Source organism: Actinoplanes campanulatus (genome assembly GCF_014647795.1).
Classification (GTDB): domain Bacteria; phylum Actinomycetota; class Actinomycetes; order Mycobacteriales; family Micromonosporaceae; genus Actinoplanes; species Actinoplanes campanulatus.
Genome location: NZ_BMPW01000024.1, coordinates 125,329 through 147,653 on the forward strand (window position 1 = coordinate 125,329; position 22,325 = coordinate 147,653).

Below are 22,325 nucleotides of genomic sequence, written 5' to 3' on the forward strand. Positions count from 1 at the left end.
CGCGATAGTTTCGGGCCGGACGATCCGCGACCGATCAGAAAGGGTTCCGGATGAGCGTCGACGCCACCGTGGAACGGCTCGCCAGCAGTGACAAGACCGAACGCGAGGCGGCCGAGGAGGCCCTCGTGGCGGCCGGCGCGGAGGCCGTCGAACCGGTTCTGCGGGCGCTCTGTGACGAGGAGTCGCCGATCGACTGGTCCACCAGCGCGTCCCTGTTGCGCCGCCTCGGCGATCCGGCGTTCGGCCCGCTGATCGCCGCCATGGCCGCCGCGCCGACAAGCGAGGTCGCCCGGCGATGCGGCTGGGCGCTGATGGCGGTCGAGGTGTCCACCCCGGCCGTCTACCTGCCCGCGCTGCGCCACCCGCACCCGAAGGTCCGCAAGTCCGGCATCTACTTCCTCTGCTGGCAGCGAAAGGCCGCCGCCGAACCGTACCTGCCGGATCTGATCGCCCTGCTCGACGACCCGGACGAAGGGGTGCGCGACAACCTGATCCGGGGCTTCGGCGAGATCGGCGCGGTCGCGGCGCCGGCGCTGCGCGAGGTCCGCCGGGGTGCGGGCCGCAAGCGGCGCGGCGCGCTGGCCGCGCTCGCCGAGATCGGCGGGTGGGGCGCTCTCGACGATCACGACCGGCAGGCGATCATTCGGCTCATCGAGATCAAATCGGGGTACGAGGACCCGGAACCGATGCATCTGTGCGGCTCCTGGTACGCCGTCCCGACCGCCGACCAGGCAGCGGTCCTCGACGCGTTCGACCTCGTCGAGCCCCGCCCGGTGACGATGCGGCTCGGCGAGTCGGCCTGGAACCGCGACAGCCATTCCTGGACCCGGGGCCCGCACCATGGCTGCCGGCGGGTGTACGTGACCCCGGCCCTGGACGGATGGACGCTGGTCTTCGGGCGGATGCCGGCCGTCGCGCACGCCATCCGTGGCGACGACTTCGAGGCGGTCTTCCGTGCCGATGCCAAGGACCGCTGCGCGAGGCTGAGCGCCCGGTTCGGGGCCGCGCACTGGTACGGCACCAGCTGCGGGGACGGCTGGACCGCCTGGTGCATCGCGGAGAAGGGCGAGGTGGTCCGGTTCTACGACGTCTTCGGCCCGGACGACCAGATCGGCGACGGCCACCCGGCCGAGGCCGGATACCGGCTGCCCCACGACAACGGCATTCCGGAGAGCATCCTGCGCGACCCGGACCTGCTGTCGGCTCCTGATCTCGTGGACCGGATCCGGCGGGCACGGGAGGAGGAGGGCATCCCCGAGGAGGTGGACTCCACCGAGATCGCCGGGCGGCTGTCGGTGAACCCGCACGAGTTCGGTCCGCACACCCGGGTCGAGGGCCGAGCGGTCCTCGCGCTGACCGCGTGCGGCGTCGCCCACGGCAGTACCCCGGGAGTGGTGGCCATCTGAGCAGCGGCGAGCGTTCGGATGACAAGCTTCATCCTGTGGCGCACCGGCTGATTCTGATCAACGGGCTTCCCGGCTCGGGCAAGAGCACCCTGGCCGGGCGCCTGGCGCCCGCGCTGCGCGTACCCCTGATCGGAAAAGACCTGGTGAAAGAGGCTCTGGCCGGCGCCGCGCCGGGTGTTCCGCCGAAGGCGGTGGGATGGGTCGCCGCGCAGGTGATGTGGGAGCTGGCGGCCGCCACACCCGGCGTGGTGATCCTGGAGAGCTGGTGGTTCCGGCCGCGCGACCTCGGTTTCGTGACCGAGGGCATCGCCCGTTCGGGTGCCCGCGCGACAGTGGAGGTCTGGTGCGACGTGCCCGCCGAGGTGGCCCTGGAGCGCTACCGCGACCGGCGGCGCGACGCCCTGTACGAGGACGACGAGCGGCTGCGTGACGACTGGCCGCGGTGGGCCGTGGAGGCGTCGCCGCTCGCCGTCGGGCCGGTCGTCACCGTCGAGACCGACCGTCCGGTGATCGCCACCCGGCTGATCCAGGCGATCAGCGAGGCCATCGGCGGGGTCTAGCCGATGGCAGGAAAGGTGGGATCCGCGTCGTTGCGGCCATGACGGCCGGCGTCCAGGGTAGAGGGCGTGGACGTACTGATCCTGCTCTTCGACGGCGTGCAGAGTCTCGACGTGACCGGGCCCATGGAGGTGTTCGCGGGCGCCGGCTACCGGGTCACCACCGCGAGCACGGGCGGCGCCCCGGTCCGTACGTCCAGCGGCCTCACCCTGCTGCCGGACGGTGAGCCGGGTGACCAGCGGCCGGACATCCTGGTCGTCCCCGGTGGACCCGGCACCCGTGCCGCCCAGCAGGGGATCGTCGGCTGGATCCGGGCCAACGCCGGCCACGTGCCCCGGATCATGTCGGTCTGCTCCGGCGCGTTCCTGCTGGCCGAGGCGGGCCTGCTGAGCGGCCGCCGGGTCACCACCCACTGGAGCTTCGCCGGTGCCCTGGCCCGCCGGCACCCGGACGTGTGCGTGGACCCGGAGCCGATCTTCGTCCGGGACGGCCGGATCTCCACGTCGGCCGGGGTCACCGCCGGCATCGACCTGGCGCTCGCCCTGGTCGAGGAGGACCTGGGCCGCGACACCGCCCTGACGATCGCCCGGCACCTGGTGATGTTCCTGCGCCGGCCGGCCAACCAGACGCAGTTCTCGGCGCAGCTGTCCGCACAGGTGGCGGCCCGGCCCGGGCTGCGTGAGGTGCAGCGGTGGATCGCCGACAACCCGGCCGCCGACCTCAGCGTCGAGGAACTGGCCCGGCGCGCCAACCTGTCACCCCGCCAGTTCGCCCGCGCGTTCACCGCCGAGGTCGGGCAGACCCCCGGCCGGTACGTGGACGCCACCCGCCTGGAGACCGCCCGCCGCCTGCTGGAGGACGGCGCCGACGGCATCGAGCAGGTCGCCCGCGGCAGCGGTTACGGCACCCCGGAGGCGATGCGCCGCGCCTTCCTGCGGGTGCTCGGAGTCTGCCCGTCCGAGTATCAACGGCGCTTCCGCCCCGTACCGATGGAGGTTTGAGAAATGCAGTTGGCAATCGTTCTCTTCGAGCGTCTCACCGCACTGGACGCGATCGGGCCCTACGACGTGCTGAGCCGGGTGCCCGGCCTGGAGGTGGTCTTCGTGGGGGAGCGGACCGGCTCGGTGCGCACCGAGGTCGGCAGTCTCGGGTTGAATGTGGACGCCACCTTCGCCGACGTGCCGCGCCCGGACGTGATCCTGGTACCGGGTGGCCCCGGCCAGAACGACCACATGACCGACGGGCCGCTGCACCGCTGGCTGCGCGACGCCGACGCGACCAGCACCTGGACCACGTCGGTGTGCACCGGTTCGCTGATCCTGGCGGCGGCCGGGCTGCTCGACGGCCGGCGGGCCACGTCGCACTGGCTGGCCCTGGACGGTCTGGCCGACTTCGGCGCGATTCCGGCGGAGGAACGCGTGGTCAGGGACGGGAAGTACGTGACGGCGGCCGGGGTGTCGGCCGGTATCGACATGGCGCTGACGCTGGTCGGTGAGATGGCGGGCGCAACCGTGGCCCAGGCCGTCCAGTTGGGCATCGAGTACGACCCGCACCCGCCGTATCAGGCCGGTTCGCCGCGCACGGCCCCGCCGGAGGTGGTAGCGGTGGTGCGGGGAGTTCGTGACTCCATCCTGAACTAGGTTCATCGAGAGGCGTGCTGTCCGTGTACGAGCTGCTCACGAAGATCGTCCGTCTGCGGGTGGAGGGTGCCGAGCACGTGCCGCCGAGCGGTCCGCTGCTGCTGGCGTCGAATCACCTGTCGGTCACCGACTCGACGTTCCTGCCGATGGCGCTGGCCCGCAAGGTGATCTTCATGGCGAAGGCGGAGTACTTCACCGGGCAGGGACCGGGCGGGCGGCTGGTCTCCTGGTTCATGTCCCGGGACGGGCAGGTCGCGGTGGACCGCGACGACACCCGGGCGGCGGTCCGGTCGCTCGACGCGTGCCTCGACGTGCTGCTGCGCGGTGAGGCGTTCGGGATCTATCCGGAGGGGACCCGCTCACCGGACGGGCGGCTCTACCGCGGCCGTACCGGGGTGGCGTGGCTGGCGCTCAGATCGGGGGCGCCGGTGGTGCCGGTGGCGATGTCCGGTACCGACCGGGTGCTGCCGCCGGGCCGGATCGTCCCACGGCCGGCCCGGGTCTCGGTGGCCTTCGGCAAGCCGGTCCAGTTGTCCGCGATCGCCTCCGACCCGGAGAGCGCCCAGGAGCGGCGGGCCGCCACCGACATGATCATGGCGGCGATCGCGGAACTGTCCGGTCAGGACTACGTGCCCCGCTACGCCCGCTAGTCGAGCATGGCCTTCGCGTAGGCGGCCACGTCAACCGGGGCGCGGGACGGGCCGAGCAGGGCGCCGGTGAGCGGTTGCAGGTCGTCGACCGTGAGACCGGCGTCCCGCTGGCCGCGGTACGGGTCCTGGGGACCGCCGCCGGGCATGGTCGTCGCCGGAACCCAGTGCCGCAGCACCCGGTCGACCAGCGCCTGCGCCGAGGCGTCCGCGAGGTCCGCCGGGTCGGCGAAGGTGAACCCGTTGCCGCAGCGGCGCTGCTGCTCCAGGTAGCGGTCCTCCCAGAAGCGCAGGGTCCAGCCGGGCCAGCGGTCGGCGAACCGTTCGGTCAGCCCGTACAGCGGTTCGGTCGACCACACCCCGGCGGTCCGGGCCGCCGGGTCGAGGTGCAGACCGCTGCGCGGCACCCGGGGCAGGGTGGTCACCCGGGGCAGTTCGAAGAGCTGGTCGAGCAGGGCCGGGCCGATCGACCACGGGGCCTCGGCGTTGTAGTCCAGGCCGTACGCCGTGGTGCCGACCGTGATCACGTGGTGCAGGACCAATTCCTCCTCGGGACCCGGCTTGTGCCACTTGAACAGCGCGGTGTTGTCCCACGGCTGCCGACCGAGCACCGCCCGGTCCAGCCCGAGCGCGTCGGTCACGTCGGCGATCCCGTTGTACGCCCACCGGATCGTCCATCCCGGCCACGTCCGCCGGCAACCGTCCAGCAACGCGAGCCGCTGGTGGTAGTCGACGTCCAGGAAGAACAGCAGCTCCTGGGAGTCCAGGTCGATCAGGGCGCCGGCCTCGCAGACGCTCTCGGTCTGCCACTGCGCCGGGTCCTCCCACGCGGGCAGGGCGCCGAAGACGGCCAGCGCCGGCTCCGGGCCGAGCGCCAGGTACGCGTCGAGGCTGTAGCCGATGCTGTCGCTGCCGCAATGCGTCCACGCGCCGTCCATGCGGATCGCCACGTTCGCCCGTGATCCCATGCGCGGATCATATTAATGATCATCCAGGTGCGTGGCGGGGGTGTCACCCGTGGTGGTGATCAACCGTCAGAATTCATAATCCTCCCGGAGGAAGTGACGATTTTGCATCCCGTGTTAGCGTGCGACTCCGGTCAGTGAGACCGGGATTCCGGCGGGGGGAATCGGTGGCGGATCGTCGTGGATTCATCCGGGCCGGTGGGCTCTTCGCCACCGGTTTCGCGGTCGCGGGCGTCGCGGCCGAACCGGTGCTGGCCTCCACATCCGATCCGGTTCTTCCGCTGCTGGGCTGGCATGCCGCCCTGGCGAACCGGCACTACGAACCCGCGGTGGTCGCGGTGATCGGCTCGTCCAGCTCGGAGGGCGTCGGCTCGTCGAGGTACGGGCGGGGCTACGTGCCGATGCTCGCCGGCAACCTGTGCGCCCGGTTCCCGGTCGCCGGCGCGGCCGGTGGGGACGTCTACACGGCCGCGTGGGGCCGGCCGTCCGGGCTGTGGCCGGTGGTCCTGTCCGGTGGCGTCACCACGTCGACCACCGGCTGGGGGCTGAAATCCGCCGGCCTGAAAGCGGCGGGGCAGACCGTGACCTACCCGTTCACCGGAACGAGTGTCCGGGTGTGGCACACCGTCTTCCCTGGTGGTGGCGCGTTCACCGTGACGATCGACGGCGCCACCGTGGCGACGGTCGGCACCCACGGCCCGGCGACGGACCGCGACGCCACCTGGATCTCACCCCGTCTCGAACCCGGCCACCACACGATCGTGGTGACATGCGTCACGCCGGACGTGTACGTGCACGGCTTCGCCGTCCTCCACGGCGACGAGAACCGGGGCATCCACGTCTACAACGGCGGCCACGGTGGGCTGACCAGCGGCGACTTCGCCGGGAGCGCCGCCGGGTGGGCGCCGCGGCTGCGCACCATCCGGCCGCACCTGGTGATCCTCCAATTGGGGGTCAACGACTGGCGGACCCGGGTGCCGGCCGCCACCATCGGACGGAACCTGAAAACGATCATCGCGACGGTCCGGGCGTACACCGACACCTCTCCGTCGTTCGTGGTCTACGGCTCGCCGCGGGTCTCCGCCGGCCGGTCCGTGCAGGACTTCGCCGAGGTGAGCCGGGCCTGGCAGGACGTCGCGGCCGACGACGACGGCGGGCCCGGCGGGAGCAGCGCGGTCGCCTACTTCGACCTGGCGGCCCGGCAGCCGGCGCCGTCGGCCGACAACAGCCTCGGCCTCTACTGCGAGGACCTGGTCCACATGACCGACCGGGGAGCCGCCTTCACCGCCGACGCGCTCGCCTCCTTCCTGGCCCCCTGACGTCGGTCCAGGTTCGCGGTTCGCTTCCGGTTCCCTTTCCGGTACGGGCTACGCCTACCGCCGTGGGCGACCCGCGATCTTCCCGGCGGCGCACGCCTTTGCCGCGCCCGCCGGGCTTAGCTGCCCACTCGCCCTCGCCTCGCGCCCGCCGTCGTGTGCCCTTGCCTGCTCGATAGGGCTGGCCAGCGCGCACGAACGGCCCGGTGTGTGCGCCTGCTCCGCCGGCTGTCGGTAGGCGCGCACAGTCCGCCTATCGTGTGCGTTCGCCTGCCCGTCAGCGCCGGTCAATGCGCACGAACGGGCCGGTGTGCGCGCTCGGCGACGGGGCGGCGTTCAGCGTGTAGCCGGAGTCAGCGGGACGCCTTGCGGGCCCGGAAGGCGATCATGTTGACCCGGTTGCCGCAGCGCACCGAACAGAACCGCTTGGAGCCGTTGCGGGACAGATCGAGAAACAGGCCGGTGCAGTCGGGGGCCTCGCAGACCCGTAGCCGGCCGGTCTCGTTCATCCGGATCACGTCGATCAGGGCGAGGGCCGCCTCGACGCGGATCCGCTCGGCCAGCGGGGCGTCCGGCTCGGTGGCGTGGATGTGCCAGTCCGAGCCGTCGTGCCGGGTCAGGAACGGCAGCGCCCGGGCCTCGCGCAGCATCCGGTTCACCGCCTCGACCGCGGCGTCCCGGTCCAGCGTCCACACCGAACGCAGCGACTCCCGCGCGGCGCGGACCGCCTCCAGCTCGGCCTGATCGTGGTCGATGCGCCCGGAGTAGACGTAGTGCCGGAGCATCTCGCGCAGCTGGCCGACGGTGACGAGCTCGTCCTCGCCGGAGCGGGAGGCGCCCGGCGCGGTGTTGGCGAGCGCCACCACGAACTCCAGCGCCTCCTCGGTGTCAGGGGCGAAAAGCAATTTGACTCCTTATCAGGCGCCGCTTAGCGTCAGGGTCGTATGCACCATAGACCATGACAAGGGGATCGCCGTGAAGCTGCCGTCGCAGACCATCGGGCTGGCCGCCGCGGTGACCTCGGCCGCCACCTTCAGCACCTCCGGCGCGTTCATCAAACCGCTGCTGGAGGCGGGGTGGTCACCGGCCGCCGCGGTCACCGCCCGGGCGCTCACCGCCGGTCTCCTGCTGCTGCCGTTCGTGCTGCTCTCGCTGCGCGGGCGCTGGGACGCGCTGTGGCGGGGCCGCTGGCGGGTGCTCGGCATGGGCGTCATCGCGGTCGCGTTCACCCAGCTCACGTACTTTGCGGCGATCCACCGCATCCCGGTCTCCGCGGCGCTGCTCATCGAGTACCAGGCGCCCCTGCTGCTGGTCGTCTGGGTCGCGCTGACCACCCGCCGCCTGCCCCGCCCGGCCGTGCTGCTCGGCTCGGTGCTCGCGATCGGCGGCCTCGTCCTGGTCATCGGCCCCGGCGCGCTCGAGGCCGTCGACCCGCTCGGCGTCCTGCTGGCGTTCGTGGCCGCGGGCGGATGCGCGGTCTACTTCGTGGTCGCCGCCCGGCCCGCCGACGGTCTGCCGCCGGTCGCGCTCGCCGGCGCCGGGCTCCTGCTGGGCGGCCTCACCCTGGCCCTGGCCGGTCTGGCCGGCCTCGTTCCGATGACGGCCACCACCGGCGACGTGTCGCTGCTGGGCTCGCCGGTCCCGTGGTGGGTGCCGCTCATGGTGGTCGCGCTCTTCGGCACGGCCATCGCGTACGCCTCGGGGATCTTCGGCTCCAGCCGGCTCGGCTCCCGTCTGGCCTCGTTCGTCGGCCTCCTCGAAGTGGTCTTCGCCTCGGTCCTCGCCTGGATCGTCGTCGGCGAACAGCTCACCCCGCTCCAGATGGCCGGCGGCGTCCTCATCCTGGCCGGCATCGCCGCCATCCCGGCCGAGCCCCCGGTCCCCGCCGTCGAACCCGCTCCTATGGTGTCCGCGCGAGCTGAGTGACCAGGAAGCCGACGCGCTCCTCCTGCCAGGCCGCAGGGATGCGGCCGCTGTCGGCGAGGACCGTGATGCCGTGCAGGGCGCTCCAGACCACCTCGGCGACCAGTTCGCGTCGCTCGTCGCCCGGGTCGAAGCAGGCGACGAACTCGTCGAAGCACGCCCGTAGCGGCGCCGGGGTCTCGGCGCTCGCGAACTTCAGATCCGTGGGCAGGACGAACATGGCCTGGTAGAGAGCGGGTCGCTCGGTCGCGAACCGCAGATAGGCGTCGCAGACGGCCCGCAGCGCCTGCCCGGCCTCCCAGCCCTCGGCCTCGGCCAGCTCCCGCTCGATTGACCCGTCGGTTCGACGGGTCACCAAATCGGGCACTCGGATCTTCTTCTTGGGGCGCCGTTCGGCAGCCGGTCAATTCAACGGCGCCCGTTGCAATGCCGACCGTAAGGCTATTAATTCAGTGTCCGGAAAAATGCAATCCAATTCCGTATGAACGTGTCGTGGTGCGGCGAACCTCCCCGGCGGCCGGCACGTTCAAGGCTTGCGCCAAGATCTACTGCGACGAGTAGCCGCCGCCTTCGATCATTCAGGGAAGTTGATGAGAACCCTCGTTCGCGCAGTAGGTGCCGTGCTGGCACTGAGCATGCTCGCGTCCTGTGACGCCGGCGATGCCCAGTCTTCGTCCAGTCATCGCTCAGCGGCGCCGACCGCGTCATCGAGTGCCGTCGCATCCGGGCAGCCTTCGCCGGTGCCGCCAGGATTGGCAACGTGTGCTGCTGTTGAGACTCGGCCGCGCTGGTTGCTCACCCCCGGCGACGCGTGGTCGGAGGCCGAGCACGACGGGATGGCGCAAAACGCGTTCGTGTTCGGCGAAGCGTGCGACGGCGGGCCGGAATGGTCGACATGGTCGACATGGCCGGAGAGTTGCGACCTGTTCGGTGACCTTCTGCTGGACGAGGCGTGGCCCGGCTACCGCACCGAGGGCGTCTACTACATCGCCGGCATCAGTCTCTTCAACCAATCCGGCGAGAACGTCTCGGAGCGCATCCTTCTGTTCGGTACACCTTCCAGCGGAGGTCTTCGCATCCTCGCCGATCAGGCGCAGAAGTGCGGAGCGACCCGGAAGAGTTCGGCGGGGAAGGCGGTGATCTATCAGTTCCCGTCGGAGCCCGGCCGGCAGAGATACCTGATCGTCCAGCGCACGGTCGCGATCCAGCTCAGCCTGACTCACGGCGTCAAGGCGTCCCCGATGATCGAAAAGGCGCTCCGCCGCGCTGCGGAGGCTGGATAGCCGAATCGCACAGGGAACGGTCCGCGCCGATACGCAAGGCCCGGAGGATCCTGCGGAACCGGACATTCCAGTCGCCGCGCACGGGCCTCAGGGACCGCGGAACCCTCGACGGCCGCTGTACGATCTTGCGAATCGGCGCCGCGGGCACCGCTCGTACGCTTCCCGAAGGGCATTCGATCATGGGCTCTGCCGTCGGCAAGGGAACGCCCCCGATACTGCCGATCCTCCTGGGACTCTGCGTCCTGCTGACCGCGTGTGATTCGCCGGGCGGCGATGCCGCGAACGCGACGGCTTCCTCCCCGGCGGTCATCACCCCTACGACGTCTCCGGCCGCGTCGCCCACGCCCTCGGCCACTCCGTCGCCCGCTCCGGTCAAGCCGCGGATCAGCAAGGCGGGTCTCGCCCACTTCCTCGCCGTCGCCTTCGACACGGAGTACGGGGATGACGCCGGCGTCATCACCATGTGGGAGAAGCCCGAGGTCACCGTCCGGGTCCACGGTGGCGCCGCGAAGAGCAGGAGCTGCGTGAACAAGGTCATCGCCGACTTCAACGCCCTCTCCGCGGCAACCGACCTGAAGTTGACCAAGAGCGCGGCGGACATCGAACTTCACTTCGCGCCCGTCTCCGAATTTCGTTCCATCGAGCCGAAGTACGTGTCCGGCAACGACGGGTTCCTCTACTACCACTGGTCGGATCGCGGTGCCCTCACCGACGCCAACGTCATGATCCGCTCAACGGGGATCAGCGAGACCATCCGCTGCCATCTGATTCGCGAGGAGCTGACCAGGGCGATGGGGATGGCGAAGGACTCCGGCAAATATCCGAACAGCATCTTCTATGACGAATACTATCCAGCCCCGACACGGTATTCGTCGCTGGACAAGGAAGTCATTCGGCTCCTCTACAGCGGAGCGGTGCACCCTGGCGACGACAAGAAGACGATCAAGCGGATGGTCACCGTCAAGTAGACGTGGAGTGCCGCCGGCTGGAATCATGGCCGCGTGAACACGCCCCGAAAGGCCCATGCCGCGTAAGCGCCCACACCAGCTGAGGAAGCTGGTGGAAACCCCGGTGGTCAGCACTCAACCACCTGTACGGATCTCCGGTCTGTCGCCGTCCGCCGTCCGCCGCCTCGCCCGTGCCGAACAGGCTTGCGGATGGCCGCCGGGCCACGGCGCCGAACTACTCGAGGCGTGGAGCCGGATCACCCGGGAGCCGGGATTCCCCCTCTGCCTTCCGCTGCCGAGCTGTTCCTGTCATTGGTGCGATCCCGTCGGCGCGCGATGGATGCTGGCGAGGCTCCTGGCGGAGCTTCCCCGCCGGGAGAGAGCACTTCTGCGTACGCCCCTCGCCCGCATCGACCGCTGGTATGCCGCCCGAACCCTGCCCGATCCGACCTGCACCGCCGACTACTGGTTCGAACGGCGCCTGATGGACCAGGAGGGCTGGGGGCGGACCTAGAGGTCGATGCGGTAGCCGACGCCGGCCTCTCGATCCGGGCCAGATCGTTCTCGGTCAGGCCGAGAGCGGGATCCGGGACGAGGTGCTCGGGCGATGCACCGGACAGGCCATGGCTAGAGTGACGGCGTGAACCGGGGGTGGACGGGCCGTGGGCCGTGGATGATCGCGGCCACCTCGGCCGGCGCCGACTGGCGGATCGCGCTGGCCGGGCTGGCGGCGGCCACCGAAGCGCCGGTGGCGGCCGTCGTGATCGGCACCACCGTGCCGGACGACGACCCGGCGCGGCCGTTCCTCGCCGGGGTGCTGGAGGTCGCCGAGACCGCCCGGCTGCCCCTGGACCGGGTCCGTGACCTGGCCGAAGGGATGAGCCGGTCCTACGAGCTGGTGCTGGTCGCCGCCGACGCGGGCCTGCTGCTGCCGGTGGGCGAGGGCGGGTGGACACTCGTCGACCTGGCCGTGGCGATGGGCGCGCCCGTCGTGGTGGTGACCGGCCCGGGCCCGGACGCGGCACACCACACCAGCCTCGTCGTCGACGCGCTGCACGGGCGCAACCTCTCCGCGGCGGTCGTCACCATCGGTGATGTCGAGGAGAGCGCGCTGCCCCTTCCACCGGCCGGCCGGATCCCGGCGGCCGCACTCTCCGCGACTCCGGGGTCCGCGGCCACCGATGATCCGGCTTCGCCTCCCGAGACGATTCCGGGGGTGGCCGAAACACCGAGCGAGGACGGCCGTTTCGCCGAGGCCGCCGAATGGTTCGAGCCGATGCTGCGAGTGGCGCCCCAGCCCGCCACGCCGGTGCTCGACGTCACCGAGGGCGCACGCAAGCCGGTCAGCGGCAAGCGATTCGTTCTCGGCCTGCTCGGCGTCTTCGTGATCACGGTTCTGATGGCGTGCGGCCTGGGCTGGTGCGGCAGCGAGCCCATCTACTCGGCGCACATCGACTACACCGGCCCGGTCGAGCCCACGGTCAGGCCCTACACGCCACACCCGTCGACCTATGTCCCGCCGTCGCGCCCCCGGCCGCCGTCGACCGCCGCCTGCCCGGAGAACGCCGGCGCGATCACCCCCACCCGCCCGGATGCCGCCACCAGCCAGCGGGTGAACCGGGCCTGGCAGCGCATCGAGAAGTGGCTAGCCACGAAGGCCCCGGCCAGCGCCCGCGGACTGCGCCCACCGGCCGGCGCGAAGCGGATCGACGAGTTGCAGCGCCGCATGTCCGTGGCGTTCCCGGCCGACCTGGTCGCCTCGCTGCGCCGCCACGACGGGGTCGCTCCGGGAGCCCGTTTCGACCTGCCGCCGTTCTTCTCGCCGACGTCCCTCGACGAGATCCTCGGCGACTGGCGGTCCACCTGCACCGTCCTGGCCGGCGACGCCGGTTCCTGGCCGGGGGAAGACTGGTGGCACCGGCAGTTCGTGCCGTTCGCGTCGGCCGGTGACGGCGGCTGCCTGCTCGTCGACCAGCGCCCCGGCGGCCACGGCCGGGTCGGCGAGTTCTACCCGGAGGACGGCACCGACTTCGCCCGCTGGCCCGCCTCGGTCACCGAACTACTGGAGGGCACCGCCACCGCGCTGGAGACCGGCCGCCCCTACGACGGCCGCTACCGCCCCACCGTGGGCGGCGACGGCCTACTGGACTGGGAGATCATCTGACCTACGCCGGCGAGATCTGGGCGGCCACGATCCGCCAGCCAACACTTTCCTGGTACGCCCACGTGCGCGCGTAACGCAGCCGGGCCGTCAACAGGGCGCCGCCGAAGGTCCCCGCCACCGTGCACAGGGCGAAGGTCGCGCCGGTCCGGTCGACGACCAGCACCTCCAGGTCCTCCTCGGTCAGCGAGTCGACGACCGAGGAACCGGACCGGTACGCGTCCAGGTCGTCGGACTTGCGGTAGCGGGCGCCGTCCGGCCCGATCGCGATCAGCCGGTCGTCGAGCAGTTCCTCCAGCACCGCCACGTCGCCGTCGCGTTGCGCCTGCTGGAGGCGCCGTTCCGCGTCGAGCAGCTCAGCCTCGGTCATGGTCGCTCCTTCTCGTCGTACTCAACGGAGATTCAGGCCGCCGTCGAGCAGAATCACCTCGCCGGTCAGGTACCGGTGCCCGATCAGCATGGCGATCAGATCCGCCACGTCGGCGGGCTGCGCGGCCCGGCCCATCGGGCTCGACGACTTCCACAGTTCGTGCGCGGCCGTCCAGTCGGCGGTGAGCGGCGTGTCGACCAGCCCCGGCGCCACGGCGTTCACCCGGACCCGTGGGCCGAGGGCGGCGGCCAGCAGCTTCGTCACGTGGTTGAGGGCGGCCTTGCTCGCGGCGTACGCGATCGAACTGCCCTTGGGCCGCACCCCCGCGTGGCTGGTCACGTTGACGACGCAGCCGTCGGCGGCCTGCAGGTGCGGCAGCGCCGCGGTGCACAGCACCCACGGGGCGATCAGGTTGACGTCCAGCAGCTTGCGCCAGTCGGCGGGGGTCAGCCCGGCCAGGTCCCCGTGTGGCACCGGCCAGGAGATCCCGGCGTTGTTGACCAGCACGTCGAGCCGCCCGTGCCGCTCCACGACCGCCGGCACCAGACCGGCTGCCGCGTCGTCGTCCCCGAGATCGGCCTGGTGATACGTCCCGCCCAACTCCGCGGCCAGCGCCACCCCGGCGTCCCGGCTGGCCCGCGAGTGCACCGCCACCACGAACCCGTCCGCCGCGAGCCGCCGCGCCGTCGCCTCCCCGATCCCCGAAACCGACCCGGTAACCAGTGCCACCCCACGCATCACCACAGCCTAGGCGAGGCGTCCCGCGGTGGTGGCACGGCTCAGAACGGTGGGGTGGGTGGCCCGCTTCCCGAATGTCGGCACCATCCGGCCGGTCGATGTCCGCGACCGTGACGGGAGCCCTAAGCTGTCCGCCGTGTCGGCTGACGTGTTGCAGGCTGGGGTCCGGCTGAGCGATCGCTACCGTCTGCATCGGCGGCTCGGCGCCGGCGGGATGGGTGAGGTGTGGCTCGCCGTCGACGAGGTGCTTCAGCGCTATGTGGCGGTGAAGGCGATGCTGCCCGGCCTGGACGCCGACCCGGATTTCGGGCGGCGCTTCACCGCCGAGGCCACCTCGATGGCCCGGATCAACCATCCGGCGGTCGCCTCCGTCCACGACTTCGGCCACAGTCTCGGTGTCGCGTTCCTGGTGATGGAGTTCGTCGACGGCGAGTCGCTGGCCCAGCGGCTGACGCGCGGCCGCCTCGGGCCGGAGGAGACGATGCGCCTGATCGCGCAGGTCGCCGACGGGCTCCAGGCCGTCCACGCGCAGGGCCTGGTGCATCGCGACATCAAACCCGCAAATCTATTGGTACGCGCGGACGGCACCGCGGTCATCACAGACTTCGGCATCGCGCGCCACGAGGATGCCGGCCGGCTGACGGTGTCGGGGGCGATCCTCGGCACCCCCACGTACCTGTCGCCGGAGCAGGTCCGGGGCGAGCCGGCCGGACCGCGCAGCGACCTCTATTCGCTGGGTCTGGTCGCCTACGAGTGCCTGGCGGGGGAGAAGCCGTTCGCCGGCGACAACCCGTACGCCGTGGCGCTCCAGCGGCTCCAGTCCGGCCCCCGCACGATGAAGGTGCGACTGCCGATGCCCGTGCAGGCCGTGGTCGAGCGGGCGCTGGCCGTCGACCCGAAGGAGCGCTGGCAGTCGGCGTCCGAACTGGCGTCCGCGGCCCGTGCCTCGGTGACCGGGGTGGCGCCGGTGGCCGCCCCCGCCGTACGCCGCTCGGTGTTGCCTGCGGTGTTGGCGGCTTTCGCCGCGATGGCGCTGGTCGTCGCCGGTCTGGTCATCTGGGGCAGCCGCCCGGACTCGAACCCGGTCGTCACCACGACCACGACCGGGGCGGGCACCACCCAGGAGCAGTTGCCGGTGCGGTTCACCACCTGCGCCGGCGGTTACTGCCCGGTCGAGCCGATGTGCTGGGCCGGGCTGAACGTCAGCTCCGGGGTGCCCGAGTCGCCCCGGCGGCTGGACTGCTCGGAGGAGCACGTTTGGGAGACGTACGCCGCGGTCGACGTCCCGGCCGGTGGCGTCGTGATCGACGACGACGATCCGCTGATCGAGAAGTCGGAGATCGCCGTGGCCTGCGGCGAGGAGTCCATGGCGACCCGCAGCCGCCGTCCGGACCGGACCAGCGGCTGGTTGCGCGAGGCCTGGCCGATCAAGGTCGGCGAGGACACCCTGCTGCACTGCATCGCCCGTCCGGTCGGCGGCGAGGCGACCGGCACGTTCTTCAAGAGCGCTTGAGAATTCCATCGACGGGCCACTTTATGCTGCGGCCCATGAAACCGATCGAGGAACGAGTCAGGCGGCGCGCCGTCGCGGTAGCGATGACCGCGGCCATGACCGCCGCGGGGGTCCTGGGTATCGCCGGCCCGGCGCGGGCCGCCGTCACCTGCAATCCGAACTGGACGATGGTGAACGGCCAGGGCGCCGTCACGGCGGCCGTGGACTACAACGTCAAGAACGGCCCGTACGGTGCGTGCGGTCAGGTCGGCCGGATCACCAAGGGCACCACGTTCTACCTGTGGTGCATGACGACGAACGACTACGGCAACAACTGGTGGTACGGCCGTATCGCCGGCACCGACATCAAAGGCTGGGTGCACCAGGACACCATCGGTAACGGGGTCTTCCGGATCAGGGACGACAGCCCCGAGGACGGCAAGCTGGTCCTCGAGGGTTGCGGCCCGAAGGTCGTCTGGCCCTGACCCGGCCGAGAGCGCCGGCACCGGACCCATGTCCGGCGCCGGCGCTTCGACGTTCCGCCGCGGTGTGACCCCGGTGACGAGCGGGCGTGCTTGACGTGGCCGGTGGGCCGGGTCGACCATAAAGCGAACGACCGTTCTTTTAAGGAGGCGGCGATGGCCACCGCTACCGCGCCCAAGCGGCCCGCATCCGTGAAGCGGCGCCGGATCGCGGTCGGGGCGCTGGTGGTCCTGTTCGGCGTGGAGCTGGTGGTGGCCTGGCCGTCGCTGACCGCCGCGCTGAGCCGGCTGGAGTCGCCGCATCCCGGGTGGGTGGCCCTCGCGCTGCTCGCCGAACTCGCCGCCATGGCCAGCTACGCCCGCATGCAGCGGCGGCTGCTGCGCTCGGCCGGGGTCGACGCGCCGCTGCACCGGCACGTGGCCCTCGCCTACGCCGCGCACTCGCTCAGCGTCACGCTGCCCGGCGGTCCCGCCTTCTCCACCCGGCTCAACTATCAGCAGATGCGCCGGTTCGGGGCCACCCCGGCGGTCGCGTCCTGGTGCATCGCCCTGTCCGGCATCCTCTCCGCCGGTGCGCTCGCCTCGGTGACGGCGGTGAGTGTCCTCGCCGCCGACCGAACCCCGGACTGGGGGACACTCGCCGCCTTCGCCCTGGCCGCCGCGCTGCTCACCCTCGGTGCCCGGCGGTTCGCCCGCAACCCGGAGACGGTCGCCCACCTGCTGGCTCCGATCAACCGGTTGCTGCGCCGTCCCGCCGATCGCGGCCTGGACCGGATAACCGGTTTCGCCGCTCACCTCCGCGCCGCCCGCCTCACGCCCGGTCACGGTGTGGCGGCCGCCGCCTTCGCCGTACTCAACTGGCTCCTCGACGCCGCGGCGCTGTGGCTCTGCTTCCACGCGGTCAGCGGCGGCGCGCCGATCAGCGTGGCCCACCTGCTGCTGACGTTCTGCGCCGGCTACGCGGCCGCCACCGTCACGATCGTCCCCGGCGGCCTGGGCGTCATCGACAGCGCCCTGATCCTCGGCCTGGTCACCGCCGGCGTAGCCACCAGCACGGCGATCGCCGCCGTCGTCCTCTACCGCCTGATCAGCTTCGGCTTCATCATCGGCGCCGGCTGGATCGCCTGGTTCCTGATCCGCGACCGCTGAAACCCAAAAGATCGTCATCCTGCACCGGTCGCCTGACCGGCGCCACGCTGCCCTTCGGCCAGGACCGCGATCTCCAGGGCGGCGCGGCGGACGTCACCGTGCCAGCGGCTCGGGAAGGCGTCGATGAGGCGCCAGCCCGCCCGGTGCAGGGCGCCCTGGCGTTCCAGGTGGGCGTCGGGTCCGTCCGGGTGCACGGCGCAGAGGACCCCGACGTCTTCCACACAGAGGTCGATGGTCCACGGGCCGACCGAGTATCCCGGTCGCACCTCGACGTCGAGCCGCTTCAACTCGGCGGCCAGGTCCGCGGCCCAGCCCGACGGCTCGGCGCCGGGGCCGACTTCACGCGGCCCTTCGGCGTGCCGCAGATAGTCGCCGAGGAGACCGGGCGGCGCGGTCAGGGACGTGAGTACGACCAGCTTGCGGCGGGCCCGGGTGACCATGACGTTGAACAGGAGCGGGTCGGTGACGAAGCGGCGACGGCTCGGTGCGTCCCCGTCCAGCAGGGCCAGGGAGACCACCACCGCGTCCGCCTCGCTGCCCTGGAACGCGTGCACCGTACCGACCCGCAGCCGCAGCTTCTCGATTCGCTCCACGGACAACGCCTTGAGCAGTGCCGCCTCCAGGGCCTCGGCCTGGGCGCGGAATGGGCTGATCACCCCGATCCCCCGGTGACCGGCCGCCGCCAGCCGCTCCACGGTGGCCAGGGCGGCCGCCACCTCGGCCTTGTTGACGCCCTTGACCAGGGGCGCGTCCGGGACGTGGAGCACATCGATGGCGTCTGTCGCGTCGGCGAGCGGGGTGCGGGTCATCACCGAGACCCGGCCGCCGTAGAAGCACCGGGCCGGGAAGTCGATCAGATGTGGCACGCTGCGGTGGTGCTCGGCCAGCCAGGTGACCGGGGCAGCCGCGGTGGCCAGATCGTAGGTGCTGACCCGGCGGACGTCCAGCCGCTCGTCGCAGTCGTGCGCCTCGAGCACCTGCGTCACGTCGACATCGCTGACGAACGAGACGAACCGCAACTGCCGCGGGTCGCCGACGATCAGCGCGCGGCGGGCGCGGGCCAGCACCGGCGCGGCCCGGATCTGGTCCACGTGCGACGCCTCGTCGATCACCACCAGGTCGAACAGGCCGGGCTCGGGCGGGAGCAGATCCTCCACGTCGGCGACCGTGCCGATCCACAGCGGCAGCGCGCGGACCAGCGGGGCGGCCTCCATCCGGGCGAGCAGTTCACGGCGGCGGTTACGGCCGGCCCGCAACGCCGCGGCCAGGGCGCCGGCCGCGCGGCGCGCGTCGCGGCTCCAGCGCTCCGCGCTGCGCGCGGCGTCGCGCATCGCCTGGCCGACCACTTCGCGCAGTTCGTGCTCGGCGTCGTGCAGGGCGCCCCAGCGGGTGGTGAGGTCGGTCCCGCCGGTGGCGGCGAGGTGGGCGGCGGCACGCTGGGCGGCGGCCGCGGCGAGCGCTTCGGAGACGATCTCCTCCGGTACGGACCCGGCCGCGCCGAGCAGCCGGAACGCTTTACGCCGGGCCGATCGGGCGCGCCGCCGGGACCACCACCCGGCACCCGGCTCGACGGCCAGCAGCGCCCGGATCCGGTCGAGAGCTTCGGTGAAGGCGCCGGGCACGTCGGCGAAGAGTTCGGGTAGGCGCGGTTGGTGATCGGGGAGCGTGGCGGCGGCCCGCTCGATGTTCAGCGCGGACACGATCTCGGAACTTTTCACGCGTACCGCCGCATGAGCGGCTTTGACCCGCGCCTGACCGGAACGGATGACGTCCGCCTCGACCCCCTGGTCCGCGCCCGCCGCGAGTTCGGCCTCCAGCCCGGCCCGGCCGCCCGCGTCGCCGAAGAGGACCGGCGGTGAGCCCGGATATCGGGCCAGCAGGACCGCGAGGACCTCGGCGGCGTGTGGGGACTGGGTCGCCACCAGCACCGACCCGCCCCGGTAGACCACCTCCAACGCGGCCGCGACCACCGTGTGGCTCTTGCCGCTGCCCGGCGGTCCGGAGACCACTGTGACCGGTTCTGATCGGGCCCGGATCACCACTCGTTCCTGCGGCCCGGTCAGCGGCAGCGGCGACAGGACCGGTTCGTGGCCGGTCGCGGTCATACCGGCGCCGGACCCGCCGATGCCGGACTCGTCGGTTCCGGAGTCGCCGGTGCCGGACTCGCCGTAGACCGCGGCGAGCGCGGTCGCCGAGAGGTCACGCCCGGCCCAGCTGCGCAGGCTGTCGGCGAGGCCGCCGCCGAACACGTCCCGGACCACGAAGAGCGCCGGAGCCGCGACCAGGACCAGGCCCTCCGGCGGGATCCGCTGCTTCGGGCCGATCGTCTCGCCGACGGTGAAGCCGGTCGCGTCGGCGACCGATCTCAGCCACGCACCGCTGCCGGTCGCCCCCAGCCAGCCTGGTGTGGCCAGGCCGGGCGCGGCCTCGAACGCGGCGGCCAGCTCAGGGTCGGCGACCAGCGGGGTCACCTCGACGTCGCCGGCCGGGACGACCCGGTAGCCGAGCAGTGAGCGCTCCAGGCGCACCGGCTGGCTGAGCAACGGCAACCGGATCTTGCGAGGCTTGCCCTCGATCTCGGCGCGGCCGGCGAGGAAGCCCCAGCCCCGGTGGAGGATGCGCTCCTCACGGTGCAACGCGTCGAGGGCGGCGAGACGCTCGACCGTCTTCTCCCGCGGCGCCTTCTCCGCGATCTCCAGCCACACCATCGGCTGCGAGCCCCGGGTGACGTCGAGGATGCGCTCGGCGGCGGCCGGGGCCAACTCGGCGAGCACGGCGAGCACGGTCCGCGGCTGCATCGCGCCGAGGGTACCGCCCGCGGTCACCTGCCGGCGCCGGTGCCGACCAGCAAAGCCGACGTCTGCCGTAACCACGGCGCCTGCCTCACAGCTTCGGCGGGTTGCACACCCTCCAGTCGCCGTCCTGCTTCTTGAGGTTGAACAAGGCCTCCTCAGTCGGGGAGCCTGGGCGGGTGATCTCGGCGGTCGTCGTGTAGACGGTCCATGAATCGCCCTCCGTGTCGACCTTGGTGATGCGGAAACCGGTCGGTTCGGTGATGGCATCCTGGACGGGCTTCCACGTCGCCATCGGCTGGTTCCGGCGATCATCTTCGCAGAGCAGGTCGTACGCGGCGCGGTAGTCGCGGCTGACGACAGCGGTGAGGTACGCCTCGCTCGCCGCGCGCACGCCGGGTCTGTCCCGCTGCTCCTTGACGAGCTGGAGAGCGACGAGAGTGGAGACGCCACAACAGCACATCAGCAGGACCAGACCGGTGATGATCCCGCCCTTGAACTCACCGAGCACGTCGGCGATCGTCGTCGGCTTCACCACGGCCGCCCACCACGTCGCTGCGACTGCGTCACATCGACGAGTCTGCACCCGCGACGGCCTTGGTTGCCAGCGACGCCGCATGCGGCAGAGCTGAGCGACAGCCCTCGAACGTCGATGCGGCGAGCATCGCGTCCGTCGCCCGAAGGGGCCCGGGTACGGAGGCCGCCACGAACCCGGCGGTCGCGTCACCGCCCGGGGCCGCCGCGCTGCGGGAGGCGGTCATCGCGTTGCGCGAGACAACCGGCCCCTACCAGGGGTAATGATCAGATCATGACCTCCACCTGGGCGCCACTGCGGATCGGCGTGTTCCGGATGCTCTGGCTCGCCGTCCTCGGCAGTCAGATCGGCACCTGGATGCAGACGGTCGGCGCCCAGTGGCTGCTGCTCGGCGAACCGAACGCGGGCACCCTGGTATCGCTCGTACAGACCGCCGCCACCCTGCCCGTGCTGCTGCTGGCCCTGCCGTCCGGGGTGCTCGCCGACTCGTTCGACCGGCGCCGCCTGCTGATCAACGTGCAGCTCTTCCAGCTCGCGACCGGGGTGATGCTGACCGGGCTCACCGTGGCCGGGCAGATGACACCGCCACTGCTGCTACTCCTGACGTTCGTGCTGGGCTGCGGCACGGCGATGACGGGTCCGGCCTACCAGGCGGTGATCCCGGAGCTGGTGCCCCGCTCACTGATCCTGCCAGCCGCGGCGCTCGGCTCGATCAGCGTCAACCTGGCCCGCGCCATCGGCCCGGCCATCGCCGGGGTCCTGGTCGCCCGGGCCGGGCCGGCCGCCGTCTTCGCGCTCAACGCGTTCTCGTTCCTGCTCTTCGCGATCGCCCTGCTGCTCTGGCGGCGGGACCCGCAGGACAGCGTCGCCGAACCGTTCGTCGCCGCCCTGCGAGCCGGCGGCCGCTACGTGCGCTATGCGCCGATCATGCGCCGGCTGCTGCTGCGCTGCGTCATCTTCGTCGTCCCGGCGATGGCCCTCTGGGCGCTGCTGCCGCTGGTCGCCAGCCGCAGGCTCGGTCTCGACGCGAGCGGGTACGGCCTCCTGCTCGCCGCCTTGGGCGCCGGCGCCGTGCTCGGGGCGGTGATCCTGCCCCGGCTGCGGGCCGCCCTGTCCGGCACCGGCATGCTGGCCGTCGCGAGCCTCACCTACGCCGCCGTCCTGGCCGTCCTGGCCGTCGCCCGGGAGCCGGCGATCGCCGTGATCGTCCTGGTCCCGGCCGGCGCCGCCTGGATGACCGTGCTCACCAACCTGAACGCCGAGGTACAGCTCCTGCTCCCCGGCTGGGTCCGTGCCCGAGGGCTGGCCGGCTACCAGACCGCGTTCTTCGGCGCCCAGGCCGTCGGCTCGCTGGTGTGGGGCGTGACCGCCGACCGGATCGGCCTGGTGGGAACGTTCCTGATCGCCGCCGGCCTGACCGCCGCCGGCGCGGCCACCGTGCTGTGGGCGCCGCTCATCCCGTCCGGCCACCTGAACCGCGACCCGGCCACCCCATGGCCCGAGCCCCGCCTCACTCACGAGCCGGGCCCCGGCACCGGGCCGGTGGTGGTCGAGGTCGCGTACACGATCCCACCGGACCGGGAGGCCGAGTTCCTGGAGGCGATGAGCGAGGTCCGCCGCTCCCGGCTGCGCACCGGCGCGGTCCAGTGGGGAGTCTTCCGCGCCGGCGAGACCTCCGGCCGCATGGTCGAGCTCTACGTCCTCCCCACCTGGGGCGAACACCTGCGCCAGCACGACGGCCGCCTCACCGGTGCCGACGCCGAATACGACGAGCGAGCCCGGGCGCTCTCGACGACCCCGCCCGAGGTGGTGCACCTGCTGTCCGCGCAGGAGTGAGATCAACACCATTTCCGGTACGGGTGACCCCCTTGTGATTTAACCCAGGTGTGGTTCGTAGGTGACCCCGGCTGGATACAAGAAC

At 71.8% G+C, this 22,325-nt stretch carries 22 protein-coding genes; 15 read left to right on the forward strand and 7 right to left on the reverse strand.

Annotated features, from left to right (window positions below):
• Positions 1 to 50 precede the first annotated feature (50 nt).
• From IEZ13_RS37420 to IEZ13_RS37440, 5 genes are all read left to right on the forward strand, one after another.
• Entirely contained in the window at positions 51 to 1,406 is a 1,356-nt protein-coding gene (locus IEZ13_RS37420) for a HEAT repeat domain-containing protein (RefSeq protein ID WP_183218442.1), read from the forward strand.
• A gap of 35 nt (positions 1,407 to 1,441) precedes the next feature.
• Positions 1,442 to 1,966, forward strand: coding sequence for a P-loop nucleotide/nucleoside kinase family protein (locus IEZ13_RS37425; protein WP_183218441.1), 525 nt, complete (start codon positions 1,442 to 1,444; stop codon positions 1,964 to 1,966).
• Between the two features lie 66 nt (positions 1,967 to 2,032).
• Entirely contained in the window at positions 2,033 to 2,965 is a 933-nt protein-coding gene (locus tag IEZ13_RS37430; RefSeq protein ID WP_229795517.1) for a GlxA family transcriptional regulator, read from the forward strand.
• A 3-nt stretch (positions 2,966 to 2,968) separates the two neighbouring features.
• Complete coding sequence (locus IEZ13_RS37435) at positions 2,969 to 3,604, forward strand: DJ-1/PfpI family protein (RefSeq protein ID WP_183218440.1); 636 nt, start codon at positions 2,969 to 2,971, stop codon at positions 3,602 to 3,604.
• Positions 3,605 to 3,618: 14 nt separating this feature from the next.
• Positions 3,619 to 4,254 carry a lysophospholipid acyltransferase family protein gene (locus IEZ13_RS37440; RefSeq protein WP_183218439.1) on the forward strand — a complete coding sequence of 212 codons (636 nt, stop codon included), beginning with the start codon at positions 3,619 to 3,621 and terminating at the stop codon, positions 4,252 to 4,254.
• On the opposite strand, the gene IEZ13_RS37445 is transcribed toward IEZ13_RS37440, so the two are convergent.
• On the reverse strand, positions 4,251 to 5,219 hold the full coding sequence (locus IEZ13_RS37445; protein WP_183218438.1) for a hypothetical protein: 969 nt from the start codon (positions 5,217 to 5,219) through the stop codon (positions 4,251 to 4,253). The two genes, IEZ13_RS37440 and IEZ13_RS37445, sit on opposite strands and share 4 nt — an antisense overlap.
• A gap of 164 nt (positions 5,220 to 5,383) precedes the next feature.
• Between IEZ13_RS37445 and IEZ13_RS37450 the strand changes: the two genes are divergently transcribed.
• Positions 5,384 to 6,535, forward strand: a complete 1,152-nt coding sequence (locus IEZ13_RS37450; protein ID WP_183218437.1) for an SGNH/GDSL hydrolase family protein — start codon at positions 5,384 to 5,386, stop codon at positions 6,533 to 6,535.
• A gap of 350 nt (positions 6,536 to 6,885) precedes the next feature.
• On the opposite strand, the gene IEZ13_RS37455 is transcribed toward IEZ13_RS37450, so the two are convergent.
• Positions 6,886 to 7,437, reverse strand: a complete 552-nt coding sequence (locus tag IEZ13_RS37455; protein ID WP_183218436.1) for a CGNR zinc finger domain-containing protein — start codon at positions 7,435 to 7,437, stop codon at positions 6,886 to 6,888.
• 70 nt (positions 7,438 to 7,507) lie between these two features.
• Here IEZ13_RS37455 and IEZ13_RS37460 point away from each other — a divergent pair, with 70 nt between their 5' ends.
• A complete protein-coding gene (locus IEZ13_RS37460) occupies positions 7,508 to 8,458 on the forward strand; it encodes an EamA family transporter (protein ID WP_183218435.1) in 951 nt (316 codons plus the stop codon).
• On the opposite strand, the gene IEZ13_RS37465 is transcribed toward IEZ13_RS37460, so the two are convergent.
• A complete protein-coding gene (locus tag IEZ13_RS37465; RefSeq protein WP_229795518.1) occupies positions 8,433 to 8,822 on the reverse strand; it encodes a TetR-like C-terminal domain-containing protein in 390 nt (129 codons plus the stop codon). The genes IEZ13_RS37460 and IEZ13_RS37465 overlap by 26 nt on opposite strands.
• Positions 8,823 to 9,075: 253 nt before the next feature.
• Between IEZ13_RS37465 and IEZ13_RS37470 the strand changes: the two genes are divergently transcribed.
• The 4 genes from IEZ13_RS37470 to IEZ13_RS37485 all read left to right on the forward strand — a co-directional run bounded on the left by IEZ13_RS37470 (position 9,076) and on the right by IEZ13_RS37485 (position 12,849).
• Positions 9,076 to 9,738 (forward strand): hypothetical protein, encoded by a 663-nt coding sequence (locus IEZ13_RS37470; RefSeq protein ID WP_183218434.1) that lies wholly within the window; start codon positions 9,076 to 9,078, stop codon positions 9,736 to 9,738.
• A gap of 179 nt (positions 9,739 to 9,917) precedes the next feature.
• A complete protein-coding gene (locus tag IEZ13_RS37475; RefSeq protein ID WP_189285769.1) occupies positions 9,918 to 10,706 on the forward strand; it encodes a DUF2927 domain-containing protein in 789 nt (262 codons plus the stop codon).
• 319 nt (positions 10,707 to 11,025) lie between these two features.
• On the forward strand, positions 11,026 to 11,199 hold the full coding sequence (locus tag IEZ13_RS37480; protein WP_183218432.1) for a hypothetical protein: 174 nt from the start codon (positions 11,026 to 11,028) through the stop codon (positions 11,197 to 11,199).
• 126 nt (positions 11,200 to 11,325) lie between these two features.
• Positions 11,326 to 12,849 (forward strand): SMI1/KNR4 family protein, encoded by a 1,524-nt coding sequence (locus IEZ13_RS37485; RefSeq protein WP_183218431.1) that lies wholly within the window; start codon positions 11,326 to 11,328, stop codon positions 12,847 to 12,849.
• 1 nt (position 12,850) lies between these two features.
• On the opposite strand, the gene IEZ13_RS37490 is transcribed toward IEZ13_RS37485, so the two are convergent.
• Entirely contained in the window at positions 12,851 to 13,216 is a 366-nt protein-coding gene (locus IEZ13_RS37490; RefSeq protein WP_183218430.1) for a nuclear transport factor 2 family protein, read from the reverse strand.
• A 21-nt stretch (positions 13,217 to 13,237) separates the two neighbouring features.
• Complete coding sequence (locus IEZ13_RS37495; RefSeq protein WP_183218429.1) at positions 13,238 to 13,954, reverse strand: SDR family NAD(P)-dependent oxidoreductase; 717 nt, start codon at positions 13,952 to 13,954, stop codon at positions 13,238 to 13,240.
• A gap of 136 nt (positions 13,955 to 14,090) precedes the next feature.
• Between IEZ13_RS37495 and IEZ13_RS37500 the strand changes: the two genes are divergently transcribed.
• The 3 genes from IEZ13_RS37500 to IEZ13_RS37510 all read left to right on the forward strand — a co-directional run bounded on the left by IEZ13_RS37500 (position 14,091) and on the right by IEZ13_RS37510 (position 17,077).
• Positions 14,091 to 15,467, forward strand: a complete 1,377-nt coding sequence (locus IEZ13_RS37500; protein WP_183218428.1) for a serine/threonine-protein kinase — start codon at positions 14,091 to 14,093, stop codon at positions 15,465 to 15,467.
• Positions 15,468 to 15,502: 35 nt separating this feature from the next.
• On the forward strand, positions 15,503 to 15,931 hold the full coding sequence (locus tag IEZ13_RS37505) for a hypothetical protein (RefSeq protein ID WP_183218427.1): 429 nt from the start codon (positions 15,503 to 15,505) through the stop codon (positions 15,929 to 15,931).
• A gap of 153 nt (positions 15,932 to 16,084) precedes the next feature.
• Positions 16,085 to 17,077, forward strand: coding sequence for a lysylphosphatidylglycerol synthase transmembrane domain-containing protein (locus tag IEZ13_RS37510; protein WP_183218426.1), 993 nt, complete (start codon positions 16,085 to 16,087; stop codon positions 17,075 to 17,077).
• A 14-nt stretch (positions 17,078 to 17,091) separates the two neighbouring features.
• Here IEZ13_RS37510 and IEZ13_RS37515 read toward each other — a convergent pair whose 3' ends face one another.
• Positions 17,092 to 19,875, reverse strand: coding sequence for an AAA domain-containing protein (locus IEZ13_RS37515; RefSeq protein WP_183218425.1), 2,784 nt, complete (start codon positions 19,873 to 19,875; stop codon positions 17,092 to 17,094).
• Between the two features lie 85 nt (positions 19,876 to 19,960).
• Entirely contained in the window at positions 19,961 to 20,407 is a 447-nt protein-coding gene (locus tag IEZ13_RS37520; RefSeq protein WP_183218424.1) for an Rv0361 family membrane protein, read from the reverse strand.
• Positions 20,408 to 20,677: 270 nt separating this feature from the next.
• Here IEZ13_RS37520 and IEZ13_RS37525 point away from each other — a divergent pair, with 270 nt between their 5' ends.
• Entirely contained in the window at positions 20,678 to 22,240 is a 1,563-nt protein-coding gene (locus tag IEZ13_RS37525) for an MFS transporter (RefSeq protein WP_183218423.1), read from the forward strand.
• Positions 22,241 to 22,325 lie beyond the last annotated feature (85 nt).

Coding starts and splice junctions, on each gene's coding strand:
- IEZ13_RS37420 (WP_183218442.1), top strand. CDS start 51: ATGAGCGTCGACGCCACCGTGGAACGGCTCGCCAGCAGTGACAAGACC.
- IEZ13_RS37435 (WP_183218440.1), top strand. CDS start 2,969: ATGCAGTTGGCAATCGTTCTCTTCGAGCGTCTCACCGCACTGGACGCG.
- IEZ13_RS37445 (WP_183218438.1), bottom strand. CDS start 5,219: ATGGGATCACGGGCGAACGTGGCGATCCGCATGGACGGCGCGTGGACG.
- IEZ13_RS37475 (WP_189285769.1), top strand. CDS start 9,918: ATGGGCTCTGCCGTCGGCAAGGGAACGCCCCCGATACTGCCGATCCTC.
- IEZ13_RS37480 (WP_183218432.1), top strand. CDS start 11,026: ATGCTGGCGAGGCTCCTGGCGGAGCTTCCCCGCCGGGAGAGAGCACTT.
- IEZ13_RS37490 (WP_183218430.1), bottom strand. CDS start 13,216: ATGACCGAGGCTGAGCTGCTCGACGCGGAACGGCGCCTCCAGCAGGCG.
- IEZ13_RS37495 (WP_183218429.1), bottom strand. CDS start 13,954: ATGCGTGGGGTGGCACTGGTTACCGGGTCGGTTTCGGGGATCGGGGAG.
- IEZ13_RS37505 (WP_183218427.1), top strand. CDS start 15,503: ATGAAACCGATCGAGGAACGAGTCAGGCGGCGCGCCGTCGCGGTAGCG.
- IEZ13_RS37510 (WP_183218426.1), top strand. CDS start 16,085: ATGGCCACCGCTACCGCGCCCAAGCGGCCCGCATCCGTGAAGCGGCGC.
- IEZ13_RS37515 (WP_183218425.1), bottom strand. CDS start 19,875: ATGCAGCCGCGGACCGTGCTCGCCGTGCTCGCCGAGTTGGCCCCGGCC.
- IEZ13_RS37525 (WP_183218423.1), top strand. CDS start 20,678: ATGACCTCCACCTGGGCGCCACTGCGGATCGGCGTGTTCCGGATGCTC.